12 protein-coding genes and 1 tRNA gene are annotated in these 18,246 nt (G+C 54.8%); 4 read left to right on the forward strand and 9 right to left on the reverse strand.

The features are described from left to right. Positions 1-22: 22 nt before the first annotated feature. The 5 genes from BLR09_RS19560 to BLR09_RS19585 all read right to left on the reverse strand — a co-directional run bounded on the left by BLR09_RS19560 (position 23) and on the right by BLR09_RS19585 (position 6,099). Positions 23-3,175, reverse strand: a complete 3,153-nt coding sequence (locus BLR09_RS19560) for an efflux RND transporter permease subunit (protein ID WP_093206990.1) — start codon at positions 3,173-3,175, stop codon at positions 23-25. Between the two features lie 5 nt (positions 3,176-3,180). Then, complete coding sequence (locus tag BLR09_RS19565) at positions 3,181-3,486, reverse strand: DUF190 domain-containing protein (protein WP_218126698.1); 306 nt, start codon at positions 3,484-3,486, stop codon at positions 3,181-3,183. A 12-nt stretch (positions 3,487-3,498) separates the two neighbouring features. After that, positions 3,499-4,458: an efflux RND transporter periplasmic adaptor subunit gene (locus BLR09_RS19570; protein ID WP_093206991.1), complete on the reverse strand. Its 960-nt coding sequence runs from the start codon at positions 4,456-4,458 to the stop codon at positions 3,499-3,501. Next, on the reverse strand, positions 4,452-5,687 hold the full coding sequence (locus tag BLR09_RS19575) for a TolC family protein (protein WP_093206994.1): 1,236 nt from the start codon (positions 5,685-5,687) through the stop codon (positions 4,452-4,454). The genes BLR09_RS19570 and BLR09_RS19575 overlap by 7 nt, the downstream gene beginning before the upstream one ends. A 339-nt stretch (positions 5,688-6,026) precedes the next feature. Beyond that, positions 6,027-6,099, reverse strand: a tRNA-Phe gene (locus tag BLR09_RS19585). 281 nt (positions 6,100-6,380) lie between these two features. On the opposite strand from BLR09_RS19585, the gene BLR09_RS19590 reads away from it, so the two are divergent. From BLR09_RS19590 to BLR09_RS19605, 4 genes are all read left to right on the forward strand, one after another. Beyond that, the gene (locus tag BLR09_RS19590; protein WP_093206998.1) at positions 6,381-7,385 is read left to right on the forward strand and encodes a sugar phosphate nucleotidyltransferase; all 1,005 of its coding nucleotides are present in this window, start codon (positions 6,381-6,383) and stop codon (positions 7,383-7,385) included. A gap of 128 nt (positions 7,386-7,513) precedes the next feature. Beyond that, positions 7,514-9,211 (forward strand): tetratricopeptide repeat protein, encoded by a 1,698-nt coding sequence (locus BLR09_RS19595; RefSeq protein WP_093207000.1) that lies wholly within the window; start codon positions 7,514-7,516, stop codon positions 9,209-9,211. A 22-nt stretch (positions 9,212-9,233) separates the two neighbouring features. Beyond that, positions 9,234-10,082: a lipoprotein insertase outer membrane protein LolB1 gene (locus tag BLR09_RS19600; RefSeq protein ID WP_093207003.1), complete on the forward strand. Its 849-nt coding sequence runs from the start codon at positions 9,234-9,236 to the stop codon at positions 10,080-10,082. 56 nt (positions 10,083-10,138) lie between these two features. Further along, positions 10,139-11,767 carry a murein hydrolase activator EnvC family protein gene (locus BLR09_RS19605; protein ID WP_143011162.1) on the forward strand — a complete coding sequence of 543 codons (1,629 nt, stop codon included), beginning with the start codon at positions 10,139-10,141 and terminating at the stop codon, positions 11,765-11,767. Between the two features lie 30 nt (positions 11,768-11,797). Here the strand turns inward: BLR09_RS19605 and BLR09_RS19610 are convergent, their stop codons facing one another. From BLR09_RS19610 to BLR09_RS19625, 4 genes are all read right to left on the reverse strand, one after another. Next, positions 11,798-11,980: a hypothetical protein gene (locus tag BLR09_RS19610; RefSeq protein ID WP_093207008.1), complete on the reverse strand. Its 183-nt coding sequence runs from the start codon at positions 11,978-11,980 to the stop codon at positions 11,798-11,800. Between the two features lie 217 nt (positions 11,981-12,197). Continuing rightward, positions 12,198-15,644, reverse strand: coding sequence for an efflux RND transporter permease subunit (locus BLR09_RS19615; RefSeq protein WP_093207011.1), 3,447 nt, complete (start codon positions 15,642-15,644; stop codon positions 12,198-12,200). Between the two features lie 32 nt (positions 15,645-15,676). Beyond that, positions 15,677-16,804, reverse strand: coding sequence for an efflux RND transporter periplasmic adaptor subunit (locus tag BLR09_RS19620; protein ID WP_093207013.1), 1,128 nt, complete (start codon positions 16,802-16,804; stop codon positions 15,677-15,679). A 43-nt stretch (positions 16,805-16,847) separates the two neighbouring features. Further along, complete coding sequence (locus tag BLR09_RS19625) at positions 16,848-18,221, reverse strand: TolC family protein (protein WP_093207016.1); 1,374 nt, start codon at positions 18,219-18,221, stop codon at positions 16,848-16,850. Positions 18,222-18,246: the final 25 nt, after the last annotated feature.

Consider the following 18,246-nt stretch of genomic DNA (forward strand, 5'->3'; position numbering starts at 1 on the left):
CACAAAAACAGCCCCTTCCTATCTACAGCTCCGGCTCATCCCGCGGCGCAACTGTTTTGGGTTTTGCCATCGCGCGTTTTTCGAGCAACAGGAACAAAGGCGGAATCAGCAGCGGCGTCAGGATCAGGGTGGAGGTCAATCCGCCGATGATCACCGTTGCCAGCGGCCGCTGGACGTCTGATCCGATACCGGAAGACGTAGCGGCCGGCACCAGCCCGATAATGGCGACGATCATGATCGCCATGATGGCACGCAGTTGCTCTTTGGAAATTTCATAGGTTAGTTCGAAGAGATCGCTGCCGCCGGTTTTCGCCCGGTTGAGCGCCGAAACCAGCAATACCCCGGCCATTACCGAAATCCCGAAGATGGATACGAACCCAACCCCCGCCGACACGTTGAAGTTATACCCGCGTGACAGCAGCGCCACGATACCCCCGCCGAGCGCAAAGAGTATACAGGTGAGCGTCAGGAGGGTATCCCGGAAATTCCGGTACAGGATATAGAGGAAGAGGAAAACGACGAGTACGGTCAGCGGAATCGTCAGCAGCAATTGCCCGCCTGCCCGCTCGAGGTTCTCATACTGCCCGCCGTAGATGACCGAATACCCCTCCGGAATGTGGACGTTTTTATCAACCTTATCCTGAATTTCCTTGACAAAACCACCCTGGTCGCGGCCGCGGATATTAGTCCGGACCGTCACCATGCGCTTGCTGTTGATGCGGTAGATATTCGTTTGTCCCTGCACATACCGGATGTCGGCGAGCTCGTTCATCGGAATCAGCGCTCCTGCGGCGGTCGGTACCTGCAACTGCCGGATCGCATCAATGGAGCTGCGGCTTTCAGGCGTGAAGCGGATCATGAGGTCGTAGCGCCGGTCTTCGTCATAGATCGTACCGATGGCTTTGCCGCCTACGGCCGCCTCAACCATCGTCTCCACATCGGCTACGTTGACGCCATACCGCGCAGCCGCCTGCCGGTTGATCTGGATAGACAGCTGGTCCTGAGGTCCTTCCTGTTCGATATTAACCGCAACGGCGCCTTTTGTCTTCCGTACAATCGTCGCGATACTATCGGCTTTGGAGCGAAGCAGGTCGAGGTCATTTCCGACAACTGAAATCGCGAGATCCGCTGCCGACCCGGTTACGATTTCCATTACCTGATCAATAATCGGCTGCCCGGACGAGAAGAAGGAGCCCGGAAACCGGTTTTGCAACTCGGTCTGGATACGGGCAACGAGGTCTTTTTTCCGGAGACTATCCGTCCACATGGAATAGTCCTTCAACCCGACGAGTATTTCCGTCCGGTTTGGCGGGAAGGGGTCTGTTCCGGTGTCGTTCCGTCCGGTTTGGGTGATGACAAAATCAACGGGATAGTTCTTCGCGATGATTCGCCGGATTTCGGGGGCGATTTTGGCGTTTTCCTGAATCGTCACCCCCGACGGCATGAAGGAGCGGAGGAAGATCGAACCTTCATCCAGTTCAGGCAAAAATTCGCTGCCCAGCCTTGATCCCATACCTATCATCACGATCACAACGGAAAAGCCGATCGCCAGTACTGTTTTCGGGATCTTCAGCAAGCGCTTCAATAGCCAGGCATAGCCTTTCTCGAAGGGCGTGAGGAGTATGTTTTTGTGTTCCTTGAGCGGTTTTGCGTTGGGGTCGAGCGCTTTCCGGAAGGCAAAGGATACCAGCACCGGAATGAACGTCAGCGCGGCGAGCATCGAGCCGACTACCGCAAACGCCAGCGTCAGGGCCATCGGCCGGAACAGTTTGCCTTCTACCCGCTGCATGAGCAGAATAGGCAGGTAGGCAAGGATGATGATCGTCACCGAGAAAAAGATTTCCCGCCCTACTTCCTGCGCCGCCGACATGGTCAGCGGAATAATACCCCGCTGCTTTTCTTCCGCTGTGGCGGCCCGGTATCGTCGGACGAGGTGCTCGACCATGACGCAGGCACCATCCACAATAATCCCGAAGTCAATCGCCCCCAGCGAAAGCAGGTTGGCCGGAATACCGGCTACTTTCATCAGAACGAAGGCAAAAAGGAGCGAAAAGGGAATGGTAATCGTCACGACCAGCGCCGCCCGGAAACTTCCCAGGAACAGGACCAGCAGTACGATGACGATGGAGATACCTTCAAACAGGGTATGCGCGACCGTCTCCAGCGAGTGGTCGATGAGGAAGCTCCGGTCGTACAACACCCGCAGCTTCACGCCTTTGGGCAGCTCGCGCGCTTCGAGATCGGCGATTTTTTCCTTGAGGGCAACGAGCGCCTCGCTGGGGTTTTCACCGCGGCGGAGTACGACAATACCTTCCGTCGAGCCGGTGATATCCAGTTTGGCATCCCGGACGTTATAGCCAAGGATACCCGACGGCGGCGGCGGGGCGATTTCCACGCTGGCTACATCCCGGAGGAATACCGGTACGCCGTCGATCGCCGTGAGGACGATGTTTTCAATGTCCTTCGTCGTCTTCAAGACCCCGAGTCCGCGCACGGCAAAGCCCTGTCCGCCGCGGCTGATGACGTTTCCGCCGGTATTCTGGTTATTCTTTTCGACGGATTCCATTACCTCCGGCAGGCTGAGTCCGTATTTCCGGAGCTTTGCCGGGTCAGCGAGAATATGGAATTCCTTGAGCGGTCCGCCGAAGGTTACCACATCTGCAATACCCGGTACCTGCAGCAACTGCGGGACAATGCGCCAGTCCTGCAAATCGCGAAGTTGCATGGGCGTATAGCTCGGCGGCGCTTCCACCACATAGCGGTAAATTTCTCCGACTGCCGTAGTCAGCGGCGCCAGCTCCGGAACCACGCCGTTCGGCAGTTCCGCCGTTTGCAGGCGTTCGAGTACCTGCTGCCGCGCGAAGTAATCGGTGACGGTTTCGTCGAAGTTGAGCTGTACAACCGACAGCCCGAAGATCGTCCGGGAGCGGCGGTCAGTGACGTGCGGCGTATTGTTAAGAGCCCTTTCGATGGGAATGGTCACCTGCTGCTCGACTTCCTCGGCGGCCCGCCCGTTGTACGGGGCGATGACGATGACGTTGGTATCGGCGATGTCCGGATAGGCTTCGATTTTGAGCATCCGGAAGCACCAGTAGCCGACCCCCATCATCGCCGCGGCGAGGGCGACAACCACCCACCGGTTCTTCAGGGAAAAAAGTAATAAACTGCGGATCATGGAGGTCAGTGCATTTCAACGTGGTAGGACATCATGAGGGCCGTCGGGCAAAACGCCCGGATCTCATGCAGGGCGTTTTTGACTTTGCCGGCTTCATCGCTGAAGAGGATCATGACCGGAGGTTCGTCAAACGAAAACAGGGCTCCCGGCCGGGAAATCCGCCGGTTCGAGCCAATACCACTGATTCCTTCGAAAACAGCTGCGTCGACGATATCATGCTCTACCAGCCATTGGAGGATGGTGATGTAGAGGGGGCGGCCCCGCTGATCCATTTCGTCTTTATCCAGGATAATCTGTGCCTGTAAAATCATGGGAGTGGGAGGTTAGAAACCGAAACTGATACCCTTCAATTGCATGGCGTTTTCGGTGACGACTTCGTCGCCGGAACGGATACCGGAAAAGATGACGATCGACTGCCCCGTCTGCTGGCCGGTCGTGACCTGCCGGCGTTCAAACGTCCGGGGCTTTGTCCGGACGAACAGGTAGTCCTGCCCCTGTATCGTAACAATGGCGGTCTGCGGAACCGAGAGGAAATTACCCTCCGCGACGCCGAAGCGCACCGTGGCAAACATACCCGCTTTGAGGCGCCCGCCTCCGTTCTGCACCAAAATTCGCAGCTTGATCATCCGAGTCTGCCGGTCGGCTATTTCATTGACAGCCTGAAGAATACCGGTAAACTCCTCGTTCGGATAGGCGGTAAAACGCAACTTGCACACCTGCCCCTTTTTGACGCGGGTAAGCTGATTCTCCGGCACTTCGCAGACTACCCAGGCCGTCTGGGCTTTGGCTTTCAGAAGAAGATCGGCCGGAAAACCGCCCATTTCAAGCTGCGCCTCGTGTTCGATCAGGGATATCTTTTCATTTTCGAGTTGCGTCTGGGCCTCGAGTACGTCCCGGCCGGTTCCGGCGCCGTTGGTAGCAAGGTCTTTCGCGCGGGCCAGGCTTATTTCCAGCGTACGGATATTGATTTTATGCTGGACGAGCTGGGTATAGTGAGAGGCGAGTTCCGCGTCATTAAACAGCACCAGGTTCTGCGACGGATTCTCCCGCGAGGGGATTACTGTGGCGGCTACCTGCGCCGGCGCTTCCAGGTCGGCAACGAGGGACGAAGCCGACGCCGGGATCGTTCGGAAATCCGCTGCCATGGTATCGTTCGGCATGACGATCACCCGGCCGTCTTCCTGAACGGCAGGGCGAAGTACCTCGGGCGGCGCCTTCTTTTCGGTTTTATGGCAGGCGGCGAGGCCGAGGAACAGGACGAGATAAGGCAGTTTCTTTACCATTGTGAGATCAAGCCGGAGGTGTAAAGGACTTCCACGAAACTCTTCCGGTATTCGTAGAGGGCGTCGTAATAGGTTTGTCGGGTATCGAACCAGAAACGCTGTGCCTCCAGGTAGTCGACGAGCGTCGTAGCGCCCTTGAGGTAGGCATAGCGGACAGAAGCCAGTACTTTGTCTGACTGGCTCAGTATCTGCTGGTATTTCTGAATCGTATTCTGGTGATTGTGAAGGGTGACGAGCGCCGTCCGCAGTTCAGTACTGATACGCTTCTGCGTGAACGTAATCAGATCCTGCGCCTGCTGTTGCAGAATACGCGATTTCTGAATTTCCCCCTGATTCCGGGCGAAGACCGGCAATTCGAATGTCAGGTATATGCCCAGGTACGGAACGGCGTTTTGCGGGTTCCAGATGGTACCCATTTCGTTGCGGGGTTTGGCCAGTACCTGTTGCAGGTCAGCATTTCGGTCGGCTGCCTCCAGACCGCTGCGGGCCACCTGCATATCCGACCGCTGGTTCAATGCGAAGGTAAGGAGGCTGTCGGCCGACAGCGGCGTCAGAACCGGATCCGAAAGATCAATCTGCAGGCTGTCTGTTTGCCCGGTCTGCAACTTCAACTGAGCGAGCTGGTTAGCATAGTTCTGCCGGGCAGTACGGATTTGCAGGGAATTTTGCTCAGCCAGCAGCTCCGTGCGGGTGAGGTCGGTCGTCGTGACTACCTGATTCCGGAGGCGCACTTTGTTGAGGAGTACGAGACTGTCTAGGTTGACCTGTGTCTGTAGCAGCAGATCGAGGCGGACCGAGGCATACCAGGCGTCCACCCAGGCCAGGCCCGCATCGCGCAGTACCGTCCGGGAGGTCTCGCGGAGGTTATTTTCAGACAGCGACGTCATTCCCTTCGCGAAGCGGACTTTGCGCTCGCGTTTTCCATAGAGGTCAAATTCCTTCGTCAGCTGCAGCCAGAACTGCCGGTTGCGGGCACTGAGGTACCCGCCTCCGTCGGGCAGGTGCCGGGAGGAAAGCTGCAAAAGGGTCTGATTATTGACGACGGGATTGCTTTTCAGGCCTGCGGTGATCTCATCCGACCGGGTAGCCTCGACATCCATAGCCTGCAGGCGCAGCACCGGGTTTGTCTGGCGGACCTGGTCAAGGGTCTTCCGGAACGAATAGGGCGTTTGGGCAAAAGCCGGAAACGCGACTATTGCCAGTCCGAAGACCAGCCGGGTTAGTCTCATGCGAAAATCATTTATAAGTTTTTGGGGTAATGTCTCCGGTTACCGGAGCTCACCTGGGAAGGTGAGGTTAAGACGCGGATGCATGATCCAGGTCAATCGGGCGGGTATAAAAAACGCCGGAGCATGGGTGGCAGCGTGGTTGAAGGACGTCTGTCCGGCCGACAGGCAGCAGGAAGAGACAGCGGGTTTTTAAACGTGAATAAAGTTAAGGAAAAAGCGGCGGGAATGAATGCATGCCGTTTCCGGCCGCAAAGAGAAGATTTTTCCGGCGAAGTCGGAAGAAAGGGAGATTAGAAGCGTATTAAAACAAAAAAACACGCCTTTTGAGCGTGTTTTTCGTGGTAAAGGGCGGGTTCGAACCGCCGACACACGGATTTTCAGTCCGTTGCTCTACCAACTGAGCTACTTCACCTTGTTTTTCCGCCACACCATCTGTGTTTTGGGACTGCAAAAGTAGCAGCAGAAAAGGCCGAATGCAATACCCTGCTGATATTTTTTTGAAAAAAGTTGAAAAAGGGATTCCGGAAAGAACGGCAGCGCCGGCGCAATCCGCCCCTGCGGGAGGGTTTTAGTCGGTTGAGCATGTTTGCTTTAGCAGCGGGATGGCGCTATGTTTGCACGACTTCCCCCCGGCGCTTCCGCGTACTGCGGGAAAATTTGCCTCCGGGCAACAGCGACTGACATTCCAAACACATGAATATCATTATTCCCATGGCAGGGATGGGCAAACGGATGCGCCCGCATACCCTGAGCATTCCCAAGCCTCTTATTCCCATTGCCGGAAAACCGATCGTCCAGCGCCTCGTCGAAGACATTGCACGGGTTTGCGAATCGCCGATTGATGAAATCGCCTTTGTCATCGGCGATTTCGGGCAGGAAGTGGAAGACCGCCTCCTGGCCATTGCCGCCTCAGTAGGGGCCAAAGGCCGTATTTGCTATCAGCATGAGCCGCTTGGAACCGCCCACGCTATTCTCGCCGGTGCGGAGAGCCTGCATGGCAACGTGATCGTGGCTTATGCCGATACCCTCTTCCGGGCTGAGTTCCGCCTCGATCAGGACCAGGATGCTATCATCTGGGTGCAGCGCGTGGAAGACCCCAGCGCCTTCGGCGTCGCCGAACTCAACGAAAAAGGAGAGATCAGCGGCTTTGTGGAAAAACCCCAGCAGTTTGTCTCCGACCTGGCCATCATCGGTATCTACTATTTCAAGGACGGTGAAAACCTCCGGAAAGAACTGCAGTACCTCATCGACAACAACGTCCGCGTTTCCGGAGAATACCAACTGACTGACGCCATCGAAAACATGCGCCGGAAGGGAATCAAGTTTATTCCGGGGCAGGTACAGGAGTGGCTCGACTGCGGCAACAAACAGGCTACGGTCGAAACAAACCGGCGCTACCTCGAGTTTGTCCGTGATCAACAGCTGATTCACCCGTCCGTGAAACTGATCAATTCCGTTGTTGTTCCTCCGGTATTTATCGGAGAAAACGCCGTGATTGAAAATACAGTACTCGGTCCGCACGTTTCTGTAGGAAAGAAGACGAGCGTCAAGGACTCCGTCATCCGGAATTCCATCATTCAGGAAAATACGGTGATCGAAAGCGTCCACCTGGCCAACTCCATGGTGGGTAACTTTGTCCACCTGACCAGCAAGGCAGCCGATCTGAGCGTCGGAGATTACAACTCCATCACCGTATAAGAATTTCCGTAAGACTGCGACGCATTCCGCTGACATTTAGTAACTTGAGTAGGGAACGTCCTTTCTCCCGAAAGCGGAGTATACTATCGCCCGAAGCATGCGCCAACGGCCCAAAGCTTGTTCTTTCTATGAAAGCAATTGCGTTATGGTTGGTGGTATTGGCCTGGTTCTCCATGCCGGTTTCTGCTCAGAAGAAGAAAAAAGAAGGTCCCTCGGCAGAACAGGTCATCGAGGCAGAGCGGGTATTTACGGACGGGATGAAGTTCTTCGTGCAGGATGACTTCGAAAAAGCAATTCCCCAGTTTCAGAAAGCGCTGGACCTGACGCCGGAAAACGCCGGGATGAACTACTCGCTCGCAGTAGCGCTGGACAAGAAGGGCGACGCGGAAAAAGCGATAACTTTTGCTGAAAAATCCTTTCTCCTCGATCCGGAAAACAAATACAACGTTGTACTGCTCGCAGAACTATACGAAAAACGGCATAAGTTTTCGGAAGCGGCCCGTTTGTATCAGTTGCTCGTGGCCCGTTTTCCGGGAAATACCGAATACGCCATCGAGCTCGCCTCGCTCTATATCCAGCAGGATCACTACGACGAGGCGCTGAAGTCCTACGAAAAAATTGAAAAGTCCCTCGGCGTTACAGAAGAGATTACCCGTCAGAAGCAGCTCATCCTCCTGAAGCAGGGAAAACTCAACGACGCCGTACGGGAAGGCGAGCGGCTGATTCAGTCCGATCCCACCGAAGTGGATTACATGGTGGAACAGGCGGAGCTGCTCATGACGCACGACCGGGCTGAACAAGCCATTCCCTGGCTGGAGAAAATCCTTGTTTCCCGGCCGGAAAATGCGCAGGCACACATCATGCTGGCGGAGCTGTACCGGAAGAAGGGCGATCTCAAGCGTTGCAACGAAGAGCTTTCGAAAGCATTCGCCGACCCTTCCCTGGACGCGACAACCAAAGCCCGGGTACTGACGAGTTACATGGCGATGCTGCCGCAGGAATCGAAAAACGAAGACGTCCTCCGGTTTGCCCGTTCGCTTGTCACCTCCCATCCGGAGCAGGCACAAGGGCATGTGATCCTGGGGGATTTGCTCTCGCAGCGGGAAGATAAAGCCGGCGCCCGTGACAGCTACGTCCGCGCGGTGCGGCTCGATGGCTCCCTCAACGAAGTATGGCAACGGGTGATTCAGCTCGACGGCGACCTGAACCAGATGGACAGCGTCATTGCCCACTCGGAAGAAGCCATTGAAGTATTTCCGAATCAGGCTGTTTTCTGGTATGCGGGAGGATCTGCCTACCTGGTCAAAAAACAATATCAGAAAGCTGCCGAAGCGATGGAAGAAGCGCGGCGGCTTTCATCCGATGAAAAACTGCTGTCCTTTATCCACGCGCAGCTTGGGGATGCCTACAACGCGATGGGGAAGCACGAGGCTTCGGATACGGCGTATGAAGCGGCGTTGAAAATCGACCCCGACAACGAGCATGTCCTGAATAACTACGGCTATTTTCTCTCTCTCCGGAAAGTAAAGCTCGACCGGGCCCTGGAATTGACCAACCGGCTGGTGAAGCTGTTTCCGGAAAACGCGACCTTCCTCGACACCCATGCCTGGGTATTATTCGCCCGCGGAGATTTCAAGGGAGCGGCCTCTTTTCTGGATAAGGCGGTGAAGCTCAATGCCTCCAACGGAACCTTCTGGGAGCATTATGGAGACGTGGCCTCGCAGCTGGGAGAGAAGGAAAAAGCCCTGGAATACTGGCGGAAAGCCAAATCACTCGGTCAGACATCCGACCGGATCGAAAAGAAAATTTCGACGGGCTCTCTCTGAGGGATCCGTCCGGCAACTTGTTATGCATAAACGTCATTCGTTCGTTCTCGTAGCCCTGTGGCTTCTCGCCCTGGGCTTTACCGGGTGTAAACGACACAAACTCCAGAAATCCACTGCTCCGGCCGTTACCATAACGGACTCAGCCGGGCCGACCGAAATTCCGGCTCCTCCCCGGATCGAAATGCCCCGCAATGCCGGGGATGAGGAAAAGGTGGATGTCGCAGAAATCGACTTTCCATACTTTGTTTCCCGGTCGAAAGTATCGTTCAAATCAAAGGAAAGCAGTATCGACAATGCCGACCTGAATATCAAGATCCGGAAAGACAGCCTGATCTGGTTCAACGTGGGGCAGTTTGGCATTACCGGCGCCCGCGGGCTCATTACCCGGGATACGGTGACGATTGTGGACGTCCTGCACCGGAGCTATGTCAAATTCAGCTTCGACACGCTGAGTGCCCGGTTTGGTATTGATCTCAACTTTGACCTGCTGCAGTCGATCATTGTCGGCAATATGCCGCTCAAGAAAAAGCCGCGAAAGGTGAGCAAGGACCCGGACTATTTCATCATCCGGCAGGATGCAGGAAAGGTACTGGTGGACAACTACATCGGTAACAAAGACCGCAAGCTGCGGAAATTAAAGGCGGTAGAACTGCGGACGAACAACACGCTCAACCTGACGTTCGACCATTTTACAGCTCTTAATGACTACCTGTTTCCCTATACGAGCCTGATAACGCTGGATAAGCAAAACCCGGTTTCCGGCGCTACTTACCAGACTGTTATCGAGCTCCGGCACAAAAAAGTAGAGATAACTGACCAGACCCAGACGTTTCCGTTTAGTATTCCTTCCCGGTATTCGAGGAAATTCTAAGCATTGGGTTGTTATTTTTGTGGTTTCATCAAATACCCTCAAGATTGCGTTCCTTCGTGCCTTTTTCTGTATTCCGGATACCTGCCCGACTTCTGAGAGATGGGCTGCTGGTTGTTTTGCTTTGCTGCGTTCTTCCTCAGGCCTTCGCCCAGAAGGGTAAGAAGAAGGCGGCGACCCATCAGCCGGCTAAGAAAGCCTCTTCGGTCAAGCAAAAAGGCGCTTCCCAAAAAGAAGCTAATTCGAAAAAAGAAGTAAAAAAGAAGGAGGCTCCGGCACAAAAGAAGGAACCCGCCAAACCGCAGCCCCGTCGCTCGGCCACCCGCCGCCGTACTTCGGATGAAGACGAACTCAGCACCCGTCAGAGCCGTACCCAGCTGGAAGCCGAAAAGCGCCGTAACCAGGAACGTATTTCCGAAATCAACCAGGTACTGGACAAAACAACGACGGAAAAAAAGGCGTCCCTGACGGAGCTGAAGGCCCTCAACAGTAAAATCGAGACAAAATCCCGGCAAATTGAGCTCCTCTCGGAAGACCTTGACCTGCTCAACGTGGAAATGAAGGAACTGAATGTCGTCACCGGAAAGCTGACGAAAGATCTTCAGAACCTGAAAAAGGAATATGCTTCGATGATCTATGCGGCTTCGAAGACCACCAATACCTATAGCAAACTGAGTTTCCTCTTTTCGGCCAATAGCTTCAACTCCCTTGTGATGCGGTACCAGTACCTGCGCCAATACACCGAAGCGCGGGAAATGCAGGTGCGCCATATCGAAGAAGTACGGGGGCAGCTCGTCAGCAAGCAGCATACGATCAAGTACAAACAGTACCGGAAGAAGGAAGTCCTTACCGCTCAGGTAACGGAAAACAAAAACCTGGAGAATGTTAAGGTACGGCAGGCAGCCGTGGTAAACGAGCTGAGCAAGCAGGAAACCGACCTCAAATCCGAACTGGCGGAACGTACCAAGGCAATCAACCGCCTCGACAACATGATTACCCGGATCATCGAGCGGGAAATCCGGCGTGCGACACTGGAACGGGAAGAGCGGGCGCGCAAGGAGCGCCTGGCCCGGCAGCAGGCGGAAGAGCGTGAAGCAGCCCGTGCCCGGGCAGCAGAAGCAGCCTCCCGGGTAACCTCCGAAAAAGCGAAGCCTGACGAGCCGACGGCCGTCGAAAAGGCCGCAGCAGCGTCGGAAAACACCGGAAACGAGGCGGTAGTGCGCAGCTCTGAATCTACCCGCTCGCGTGCAGCCATTGCTGCTGCACCGGAAGCAGAAGCCGGAGCGTCTTTCGGATCTTCACGCGGCCGGCTGCCATGGCCCGTCCGCTCCGGATACATTTCCGAGCACTTCGGACTGAACTCACCTATGCCGGGCATTACCACGCGGAACCTCGGTGTAGATATTGCTACGAATCCCGGCGAGCCGGTACGGGCTGTTTATGATGGCATTGTGCGGGGTGTTTCGTCGATGACGGGCGTCGGGACGGTCGTCATCATCCAGCACGGAGAGTACTTTACCATTTATGCCAAACTGGCCAGCGCCGCCGTTTCCGAAGGGCAGCGCATCAAAGCCCGGGAGCCGATCGGCACGGCGATGGCCGATAAAGACGGCGGCGCGGAAATCAACTTCCAGGTCTGGAAAGGCAACGGAAAGCTGAATCCGGAAAGCTGGCTGGCCGGCAAATAAGAAGAGCCTCCCCGACGGGAGGCTCTTTCGTTATTTTTTCTTGCCTTCTTCCAACTCTTCGAGCAGTTCTCCGAGGCCCGGGACTTCTACACTGGGGAAGTCGGATTCTTCGCGGGTCTCGGTGCTGGCAGGTTCTTCTGCTTCTTCGCTTTCTTCACTGGTTTTGGGACGGGGGTCGGGAGTACCTGTACTCCCGTGAACAAGTGCATTCATACAAGTAAGATTTCCCGTAATAACACTATTTCCCCTGAATTTTGTTTAGGAACGGGTGAAAAATTAGCGGAGTACTACATCGGATAATCGCCCAAAAACACCTGTAGATCTTTCAGCTTCTGGACAAGTATCGCACGGGTATCAGTCTTTATTTCAGTAGTTTATGCATAAAAAAACACCGGAGACATACGCCCCGGTGTTTTTCTCAGAAAGACAATCAGATCGCCAGCTCTGCCGATTCGTGGGGCGTCGTCATGCCTTCGGCAGGATCGACTTTCCCAAACCACTTCATCCGGATCTTCTCGTTGATATAGTAGAGACAGGGAACGATGACCAGCGTCAGGATGGTCGCGAAGACTACCCCGTAGATGATCGTCCAGGCGAGGATATTCCAGAACACCGCGCTGTCTCCGCCGATGACGATATGCGGATCGAAATTGGTGAAGAATCCGGCGAAGTCGATCGTCAGACCGATCGCCAGCGGAATCAACCCGAGGATAACCGCCGACGCCGTCAGCAATACCGGGGTCATCCGGATACCGCCTGCCTCGATGATCGCCTGGCGCAGGGGGAAGCCCCGCATCCGCAGCTCTTCCGTAAACTCAATCAGCAGGATACCGTTCTTGATCACAATACCGGCGAGAGCGAAAATACCGACACCCGTCATGATGATGGAGAACGTCTGGTTGAAGAGTGTAAACCCGAACAGTACCCCGATCAGCGACAGCACAATGGTACTGAAGATGATGATGGGCTTCACGGCCGAGTTGAACTGCGTCGCGAGGATGAGGTAAATCAGCAGTACTGCGCCGAGGAAGGCCACGCCGAGGAAGTTACTCGTTTCGGCCTGCGCTTCCTGCTCGCCGCCGAGGCGGATGGTGTAGCCGTTGGGCATGGGCATCTGCTCGATAAGGCGGGTTAGCTGCGCGTTGATTTCGTTGGCATTCGCGCCCGGAACCACGTCAGAACTCAGGGTGATGACCCGCTGCTGGTTTTTCCGGTTGATCTGGCTGAAGGTCGTCGAATAGCTGATGTTGGCTACAGACGTCAGCGGTACCTGACGCAGCTGTCCGCCCATGTTCATGTCCCGGTAGACGATGTTCTGGTCGAGGAGCTGCTCGATTTTCGTACGATCGTCCGGCTTGAGGCGCAGCATGATCGGATACTCGTCTTTCGCATCCCGGAATTTACTGATTTCAAGACCGAAGAGCGCCGTCCGGATCGCGCCGGCAATCTGCTGGGAAGAAATACCTTCACGGAGTGCCTTCACCCGGTCGATCTGCACGATGATCTCGGGCTTGTTCGTCACGAGGTCAGACTTCAGTTGATCGATACCGGTGATACCGGATTTTTTCAGTTTGGCCCGGAACTCCTTCTCAATCTTCATGAGCGGCTCGAAATCGTCACCAGCGATTTCCACCTGGATGGGTTTCCCGGTCTGCGGTCCGTTTTGTTCACGTTCCACCGAGATTTCTGTTCCCGGAATACCCTGCATCGCATCGCGGACTTTCCGGAGAATATCGTCAGACGAAATATCTCCGCGTTCGGTACTCTTCACGAAGGCAATCGTCACCTTTGACTTGTGCGGGGTATCCGACCGGTCGGGGTTAAACGGATCGCCGGCGTTTTTCCCGACGTTTGAAATGACGGAGTTGACAATACCGCGAGCCTTGTTGTCGTCGAGTACCTTGAATACCCGGCGCTCGATTTCCTTGGTTACCTTGTCCGTCACCAACGCGTCAGTACCTACCGGCATGACGTTGTAGATATAGACATAATCCGGATCGCCGCTGGGGAAGAAGATCACCTTCGGCTGGCGGATAGCCGTCGCCACAAAAGCGAGAACCAGCAATACAACCGAACCGAGTACCGCGAAAATCGGGCGGTAGCCGGTAATGACCCAGCTGATGAGCTTCCGGTACCCGTTCCGCAGTTTCGGCAGGAGGTTTTCCTGAAAGGGAACAAGGATATGCGGCGTCAGAATAAAATGATTGAAGTAGTACAGCAGGAGGAAAAACACCATGAAATTCCCGATGCCTACGTGGATGAAATAACCGAGGATAGCCAGAATGGCCATCGCGATAGTCGGCCGGCGCAGCTCTTTCCAGTGATTCTTCTCAACGTGATCCCCGTGCTCGTCATCGTGCCGTTTCATGAACGATACGGCAAACACCGGGTTCATGACATAGGCCACGAAAAGCGAAGCAAACAGCGTGATAATCAGCGTAATGGGCAGGAATTTCATAAACTCCCCGACAATACCCGGCCAGAACAGCAGCGGGAAAAACGGCGCGATTGTCGTCAGCGTACCGGAAAGTACCGGAATGAATACTTCACCAGCTGCCGCTTTTACCGCTTGTTTGATATCCCAGTCCTTGTGCTGGTTGAAGAGCCGGTGCGTGTTTTCGATAACCACGATGGCGTCATCCACCACAATACCCAGACCCAGCAGGAATGCGAAAAGTACCAGGGTATTCAGTGTAAAGACAGATCCGATGATAGGACCGACGATCGGGAAGGCCACAAATGCCACCAGCGTGGACAACGGCACCGACAGACCTACGAAGATCGCGTCCCGTACGCCCATGAAGAACATGAGGACGAGTACCACGAAAATAAAACCGAGGATAACCGTGTTGATCAGGTCATGGATATCGGCTTTGGTCCGTTCCGACTGATCGGCCGTAATCTGTACTTTCAACCCGGACGGGAAATGATTCTGCTTGTATTCTTCGATGATCTTTTCGATCGACTCAGAAGCTGAAATCAGGTTGGTACCGGCACGCTTGATGACGTTGAGGGTAACGACCGACTTGTTGTCGAGACGGGCAAAATCCTGCCGCTCTTCGTAGCTGTCTTCCACGTCGGCAACGTCGCCGAGGCGGACCGTCGCGCCGGTTGACGTCCGGATCTGCAATTCCCGCATCTGCGTCACGTCGGTAAACTCACCCTTGACGCGCAGCGTCCGGCGGACATTGTCCACATTGAGTTCACCACCGGAGATGTTGATGTTTTCACCCTGAACGGCCGTCTGTACGTCGTAAAACGTCAGCCCGGCAGCCTGCATACGCTTCAGGTCGAGGTTGATCTGGATTTCCCGCTCCAGGGCGCCGACGATATCGACGCGGCTGATTTCGGGGAGTCCTTCAAACGCATCCTGCAGGTCCTCGGCATAGTCTTTCAGCTTTTGCAGCGGGAAGTTTCCGGCGAGGTTGACGTTCATGATCGGGAATTCGGAAAATTCCACGTTCTGGGCTGTCGGACCGGCATCGAGCTTGACCGGCAAATCCTGCTTCGATTTGTCAATGGCGTCCCGGACACGCTGTAGGGCTACTTCGGAATTGACTTCCGGAAGAAATTCCACCAGGATAACGGATACGTCATTCAACGCATTGGATTTCACCGATTTCACCCCTGAAAGCGACTTGAGTTGCTTTTCAATGGGTTTGTTGATGAGGTTTTCGATATCAGCCGGAGCCGTCCCGAAGTACACGGTATTGATGTATACCTGGGGTACTTTGATATCGGGAAACTGCTCCTTCGGCAGGTTGTTGTAAATCAGAAAACCCGCGAGTGTGATGATCACCGTGAAGATGTACACGGTGGTTCGGTTTTCCACGCACCAGTTGGTGAAACCGAGGGTTTTGTATTCTTCGAATTTCATTTCGCTATGGCTTTTTGGTCAGATGCACAGGACTAGTAGCTGATAGGCTGCCCGTCCGTCAATTCCTGGTATCCAATGGTGATCAGTTCATCACCCGCCTTCAGCCCTTCGGTGATTTCGATTTTACCGGCGTAGCTCAATCCGGTCTTCACCGTGCGGGCCTTTGCTACTTTCTTGTTGCCTTCCGAAACAGCTACGTAGACGATCTGTCCGTTTTCCGTATTCTGGATCAGGTTCTGGTCGATGATCAGCGCGTTGTTTTTCGTCACGTCATTGATTAAAACCTGTGCCAGCATGTTGGGTTTCAGGTCTTTCGACGCCGGAAGAAGAGCTTCGATCGTGAACGTCCGTGAAAGGGGATCCACCGCCGTCGAGACAAACGATACCTTCGCTTGGATTTCCTTCTGCAGGTCCGGGAAACGGATCGTCACCGCGTCGCCGCGACGAACGTTGGCAACGTACGAATCGGCCACCTTCGCCACTACTTTCAGGCTGCTGAGGTTAATGACCCGGAGAATACCGACGCCGGGGGAGGCCATCATGCCTACTTTTCCGTCGACCTGATCTACCGTTCCGGCGATCGGCGCCAGTACTTTCGACTGACCGAGCTGTACCTGCAACGTCGCGATGCGTTTTTCCAGGGATTCCTTGTTATTCTTGGCCTGGAGGTATTGAATTTCGGTGCCGATCTGCTGATCCCAGAGGCGCTTCTGCTTGTCGTACAGCGTATTGGCCAGGGAAAGCTGGTTTTTCGTTTCTTCGATGGATTCGCGGAGGATATCGTCGTCCAGTTTCGCGAGAACGGTACCAACGCCAACCGCGTCGCCTTCCTTCACGTAAACGGCCTTGATTACACCGGAAGATTGCGGGCTGACGGATACGTTGTTTTTCGCGTCGACCGTACCCTGTACTTCAATCAGGTGCTTGAACGTGGAAGCGGCCAGGGGCGTCACGGCCACTGACTTCACTTTTGCTTCTTCCGCTTTCTTGGGATCGAGTTTGAGAATCTCAGCCTCGAGCGTCTGGATCTTGGTGTTCAGCTCGCCTTGCTGCTTTTGCAGTTCGGCCAGTTCCGCTTTTTTACCGTCGAGCCCTCCTTCTTTCTTCTGAGAGCAGGCTGCCAGGGTGAGAGTCAACAGGACGATGTATTGGGTTTTCATACCGAAGTAGTTCAATAAGAAGTGAAAGATTGGTTGAGGAAGGTTATTCCGAGTAGAGTTTGCCGGCTGCCTTGTCGAGGTCTACTTTGGCCACGAGGGCATTATACAGCGCCGTATAGTAGTTGGTCTGCGCTTCGCGGAAGCTGGCCTCGGCATTAATCACTTCGATGTTGGCGCCGACGCCTTCCTTGTACTTCACGCGGGTTACGCGGACTACTTCTTCGGCCAGTTCCAGGTTTTTCCGCTGTTCCTGAAGCGTGAACCAGTAGTTCCGGAGCTGTATTTCCGCCTGGCTGAGCTGCATGTCAATGCTTTGCTCCAGCAGCTTGATGTTGTTCTCTACTTTCAGAAGGTTACTTCTCGATTGCGACAGCTTGTATTTCCGTGTGAAACCATCGAAGACCGGTACATTGATGTTGAATCCGATCGATCCGGCTTCCAGCCAGGGCCGCGTCACAAACCGGGCAATGCTCTGGCGACCGTTGAAGTAGCCGAAGTTTCCGGCCAGCGACAGCGTCGGCATATTGCTTTTCCGGACGTTTTCCACATCGATCGTCTGGAGTACCCGCTGCGTCTGAAGCGTGGAGTATTCGATACGGTCTCCGTAGGTAAAGGGCCGCTTTACATCCTGAATCGTGTTTTCGTTCAGGTCTATTTTGGCCAGTTTTTCGGTCAGAACGAGGTTCTGATTCAGCGGATAGCCCATCTGGTACTTGAGCAGTATCAGGGCCAGTTCCTGCAGCCGGATGACGTTCTGCCGTTCCGTAACCAGGTTGTTCCGTTGTACCTCAATACGCTGTACGTCCAGTTTCTCGACGACGCCTTCCTTGTTCGATACCTGGGTTTCGCGCAGGAGGCTGTCAAGCCGGGAAACGTTCACATCCAGCAGCGAAAGCCGCTCTTCGTTCACCAGTACGCCATAGTACGCTTTAGCGATGTTTTCAGCCACGGTAATCTTGCTTGCCGTGACGTTCTTCACCGCCAGCTCCGTATAAACCTTCGCGGCTTTCAGGCCGAGGAGGTAGGAGTTGCTGAACAACAGCCAGTTCAGGTTCGCTACGGCATTGGAAGAGTAGCGAACCCCGCCGAGAGACAGGGCTGTTTCTTCGTCGGGATCGGCCGGAGCCGGACCGCCGAAGCTCAATCCCGGAGGGAGAAAGAAGGGCTGGGGTTTGATGGTGTGCGAGAGTCCCAGCGCGACCGTCACCTGCGGGAGGCCGGATGCTTTGATTTCGCCGATCCGGGCCTTGGCAATGGCCTGGTCGAGCTGGGAACTGTTGACATTCAGATTGTTTTTTACGCCGTAATCAACGGCTTCCTTCAGCGAGAAGGATTGCTGGGCATGGCTTTTAAGGGAAAAACTCACGATGAGACTGCATAGTAAGCCGCCCCACCGGAAAAGGTAGAGTGTTTTCATGGGAATCGTTTTGAGTTGAACGAGA

This window comes from Siphonobacter aquaeclarae (genome assembly GCF_900103285.1).
GTDB classification, from domain to species: Bacteria; Bacteroidota; Bacteroidia; order Cytophagales; family Spirosomataceae; genus Siphonobacter; species Siphonobacter aquaeclarae.

What these genes read in the sequence shown, in the direction of transcription:
- BLR09_RS19560 (WP_093206990.1), bottom strand. Translation starts at nt 3,175, where the DNA reads ATGATCCGCAGTTTATTACTTTTTTCCCTGAAGAACCGGTGGGTGGTT.
- BLR09_RS19565 (WP_218126698.1), bottom strand. Translation starts at nt 3,486, where the DNA reads ATGATTTTACAGGCACAGATTATCCTGGATAAAGACGAAATGGATCAG.
- BLR09_RS19570 (WP_093206991.1), bottom strand. Translation starts at nt 4,458, where the DNA reads ATGGTAAAGAAACTGCCTTATCTCGTCCTGTTCCTCGGCCTCGCCGCC.
- BLR09_RS19575 (WP_093206994.1), bottom strand. Translation starts at nt 5,687, where the DNA reads ATGAGACTAACCCGGCTGGTCTTCGGACTGGCAATAGTCGCGTTTCCG.
- BLR09_RS19590 (WP_093206998.1), top strand. Translation starts at nt 6,381, where the DNA reads ATGAATATCATTATTCCCATGGCAGGGATGGGCAAACGGATGCGCCCG.
- BLR09_RS19595 (WP_093207000.1), top strand. Translation starts at nt 7,514, where the DNA reads ATGAAAGCAATTGCGTTATGGTTGGTGGTATTGGCCTGGTTCTCCATG.
- BLR09_RS19600 (WP_093207003.1), top strand. Translation starts at nt 9,234, where the DNA reads ATGCATAAACGTCATTCGTTCGTTCTCGTAGCCCTGTGGCTTCTCGCC.
- BLR09_RS19610 (WP_093207008.1), bottom strand. Translation starts at nt 11,980, where the DNA reads ATGAATGCACTTGTTCACGGGAGTACAGGTACTCCCGACCCCCGTCCC.
- BLR09_RS19615 (WP_093207011.1), bottom strand. Translation starts at nt 15,644, where the DNA reads ATGAAATTCGAAGAATACAAAACCCTCGGTTTCACCAACTGGTGCGTG.
- BLR09_RS19620 (WP_093207013.1), bottom strand. Translation starts at nt 16,804, where the DNA reads ATGAAAACCCAATACATCGTCCTGTTGACTCTCACCCTGGCAGCCTGC.
- BLR09_RS19625 (WP_093207016.1), bottom strand. Translation starts at nt 18,221, where the DNA reads ATGAAAACACTCTACCTTTTCCGGTGGGGCGGCTTACTATGCAGTCTC.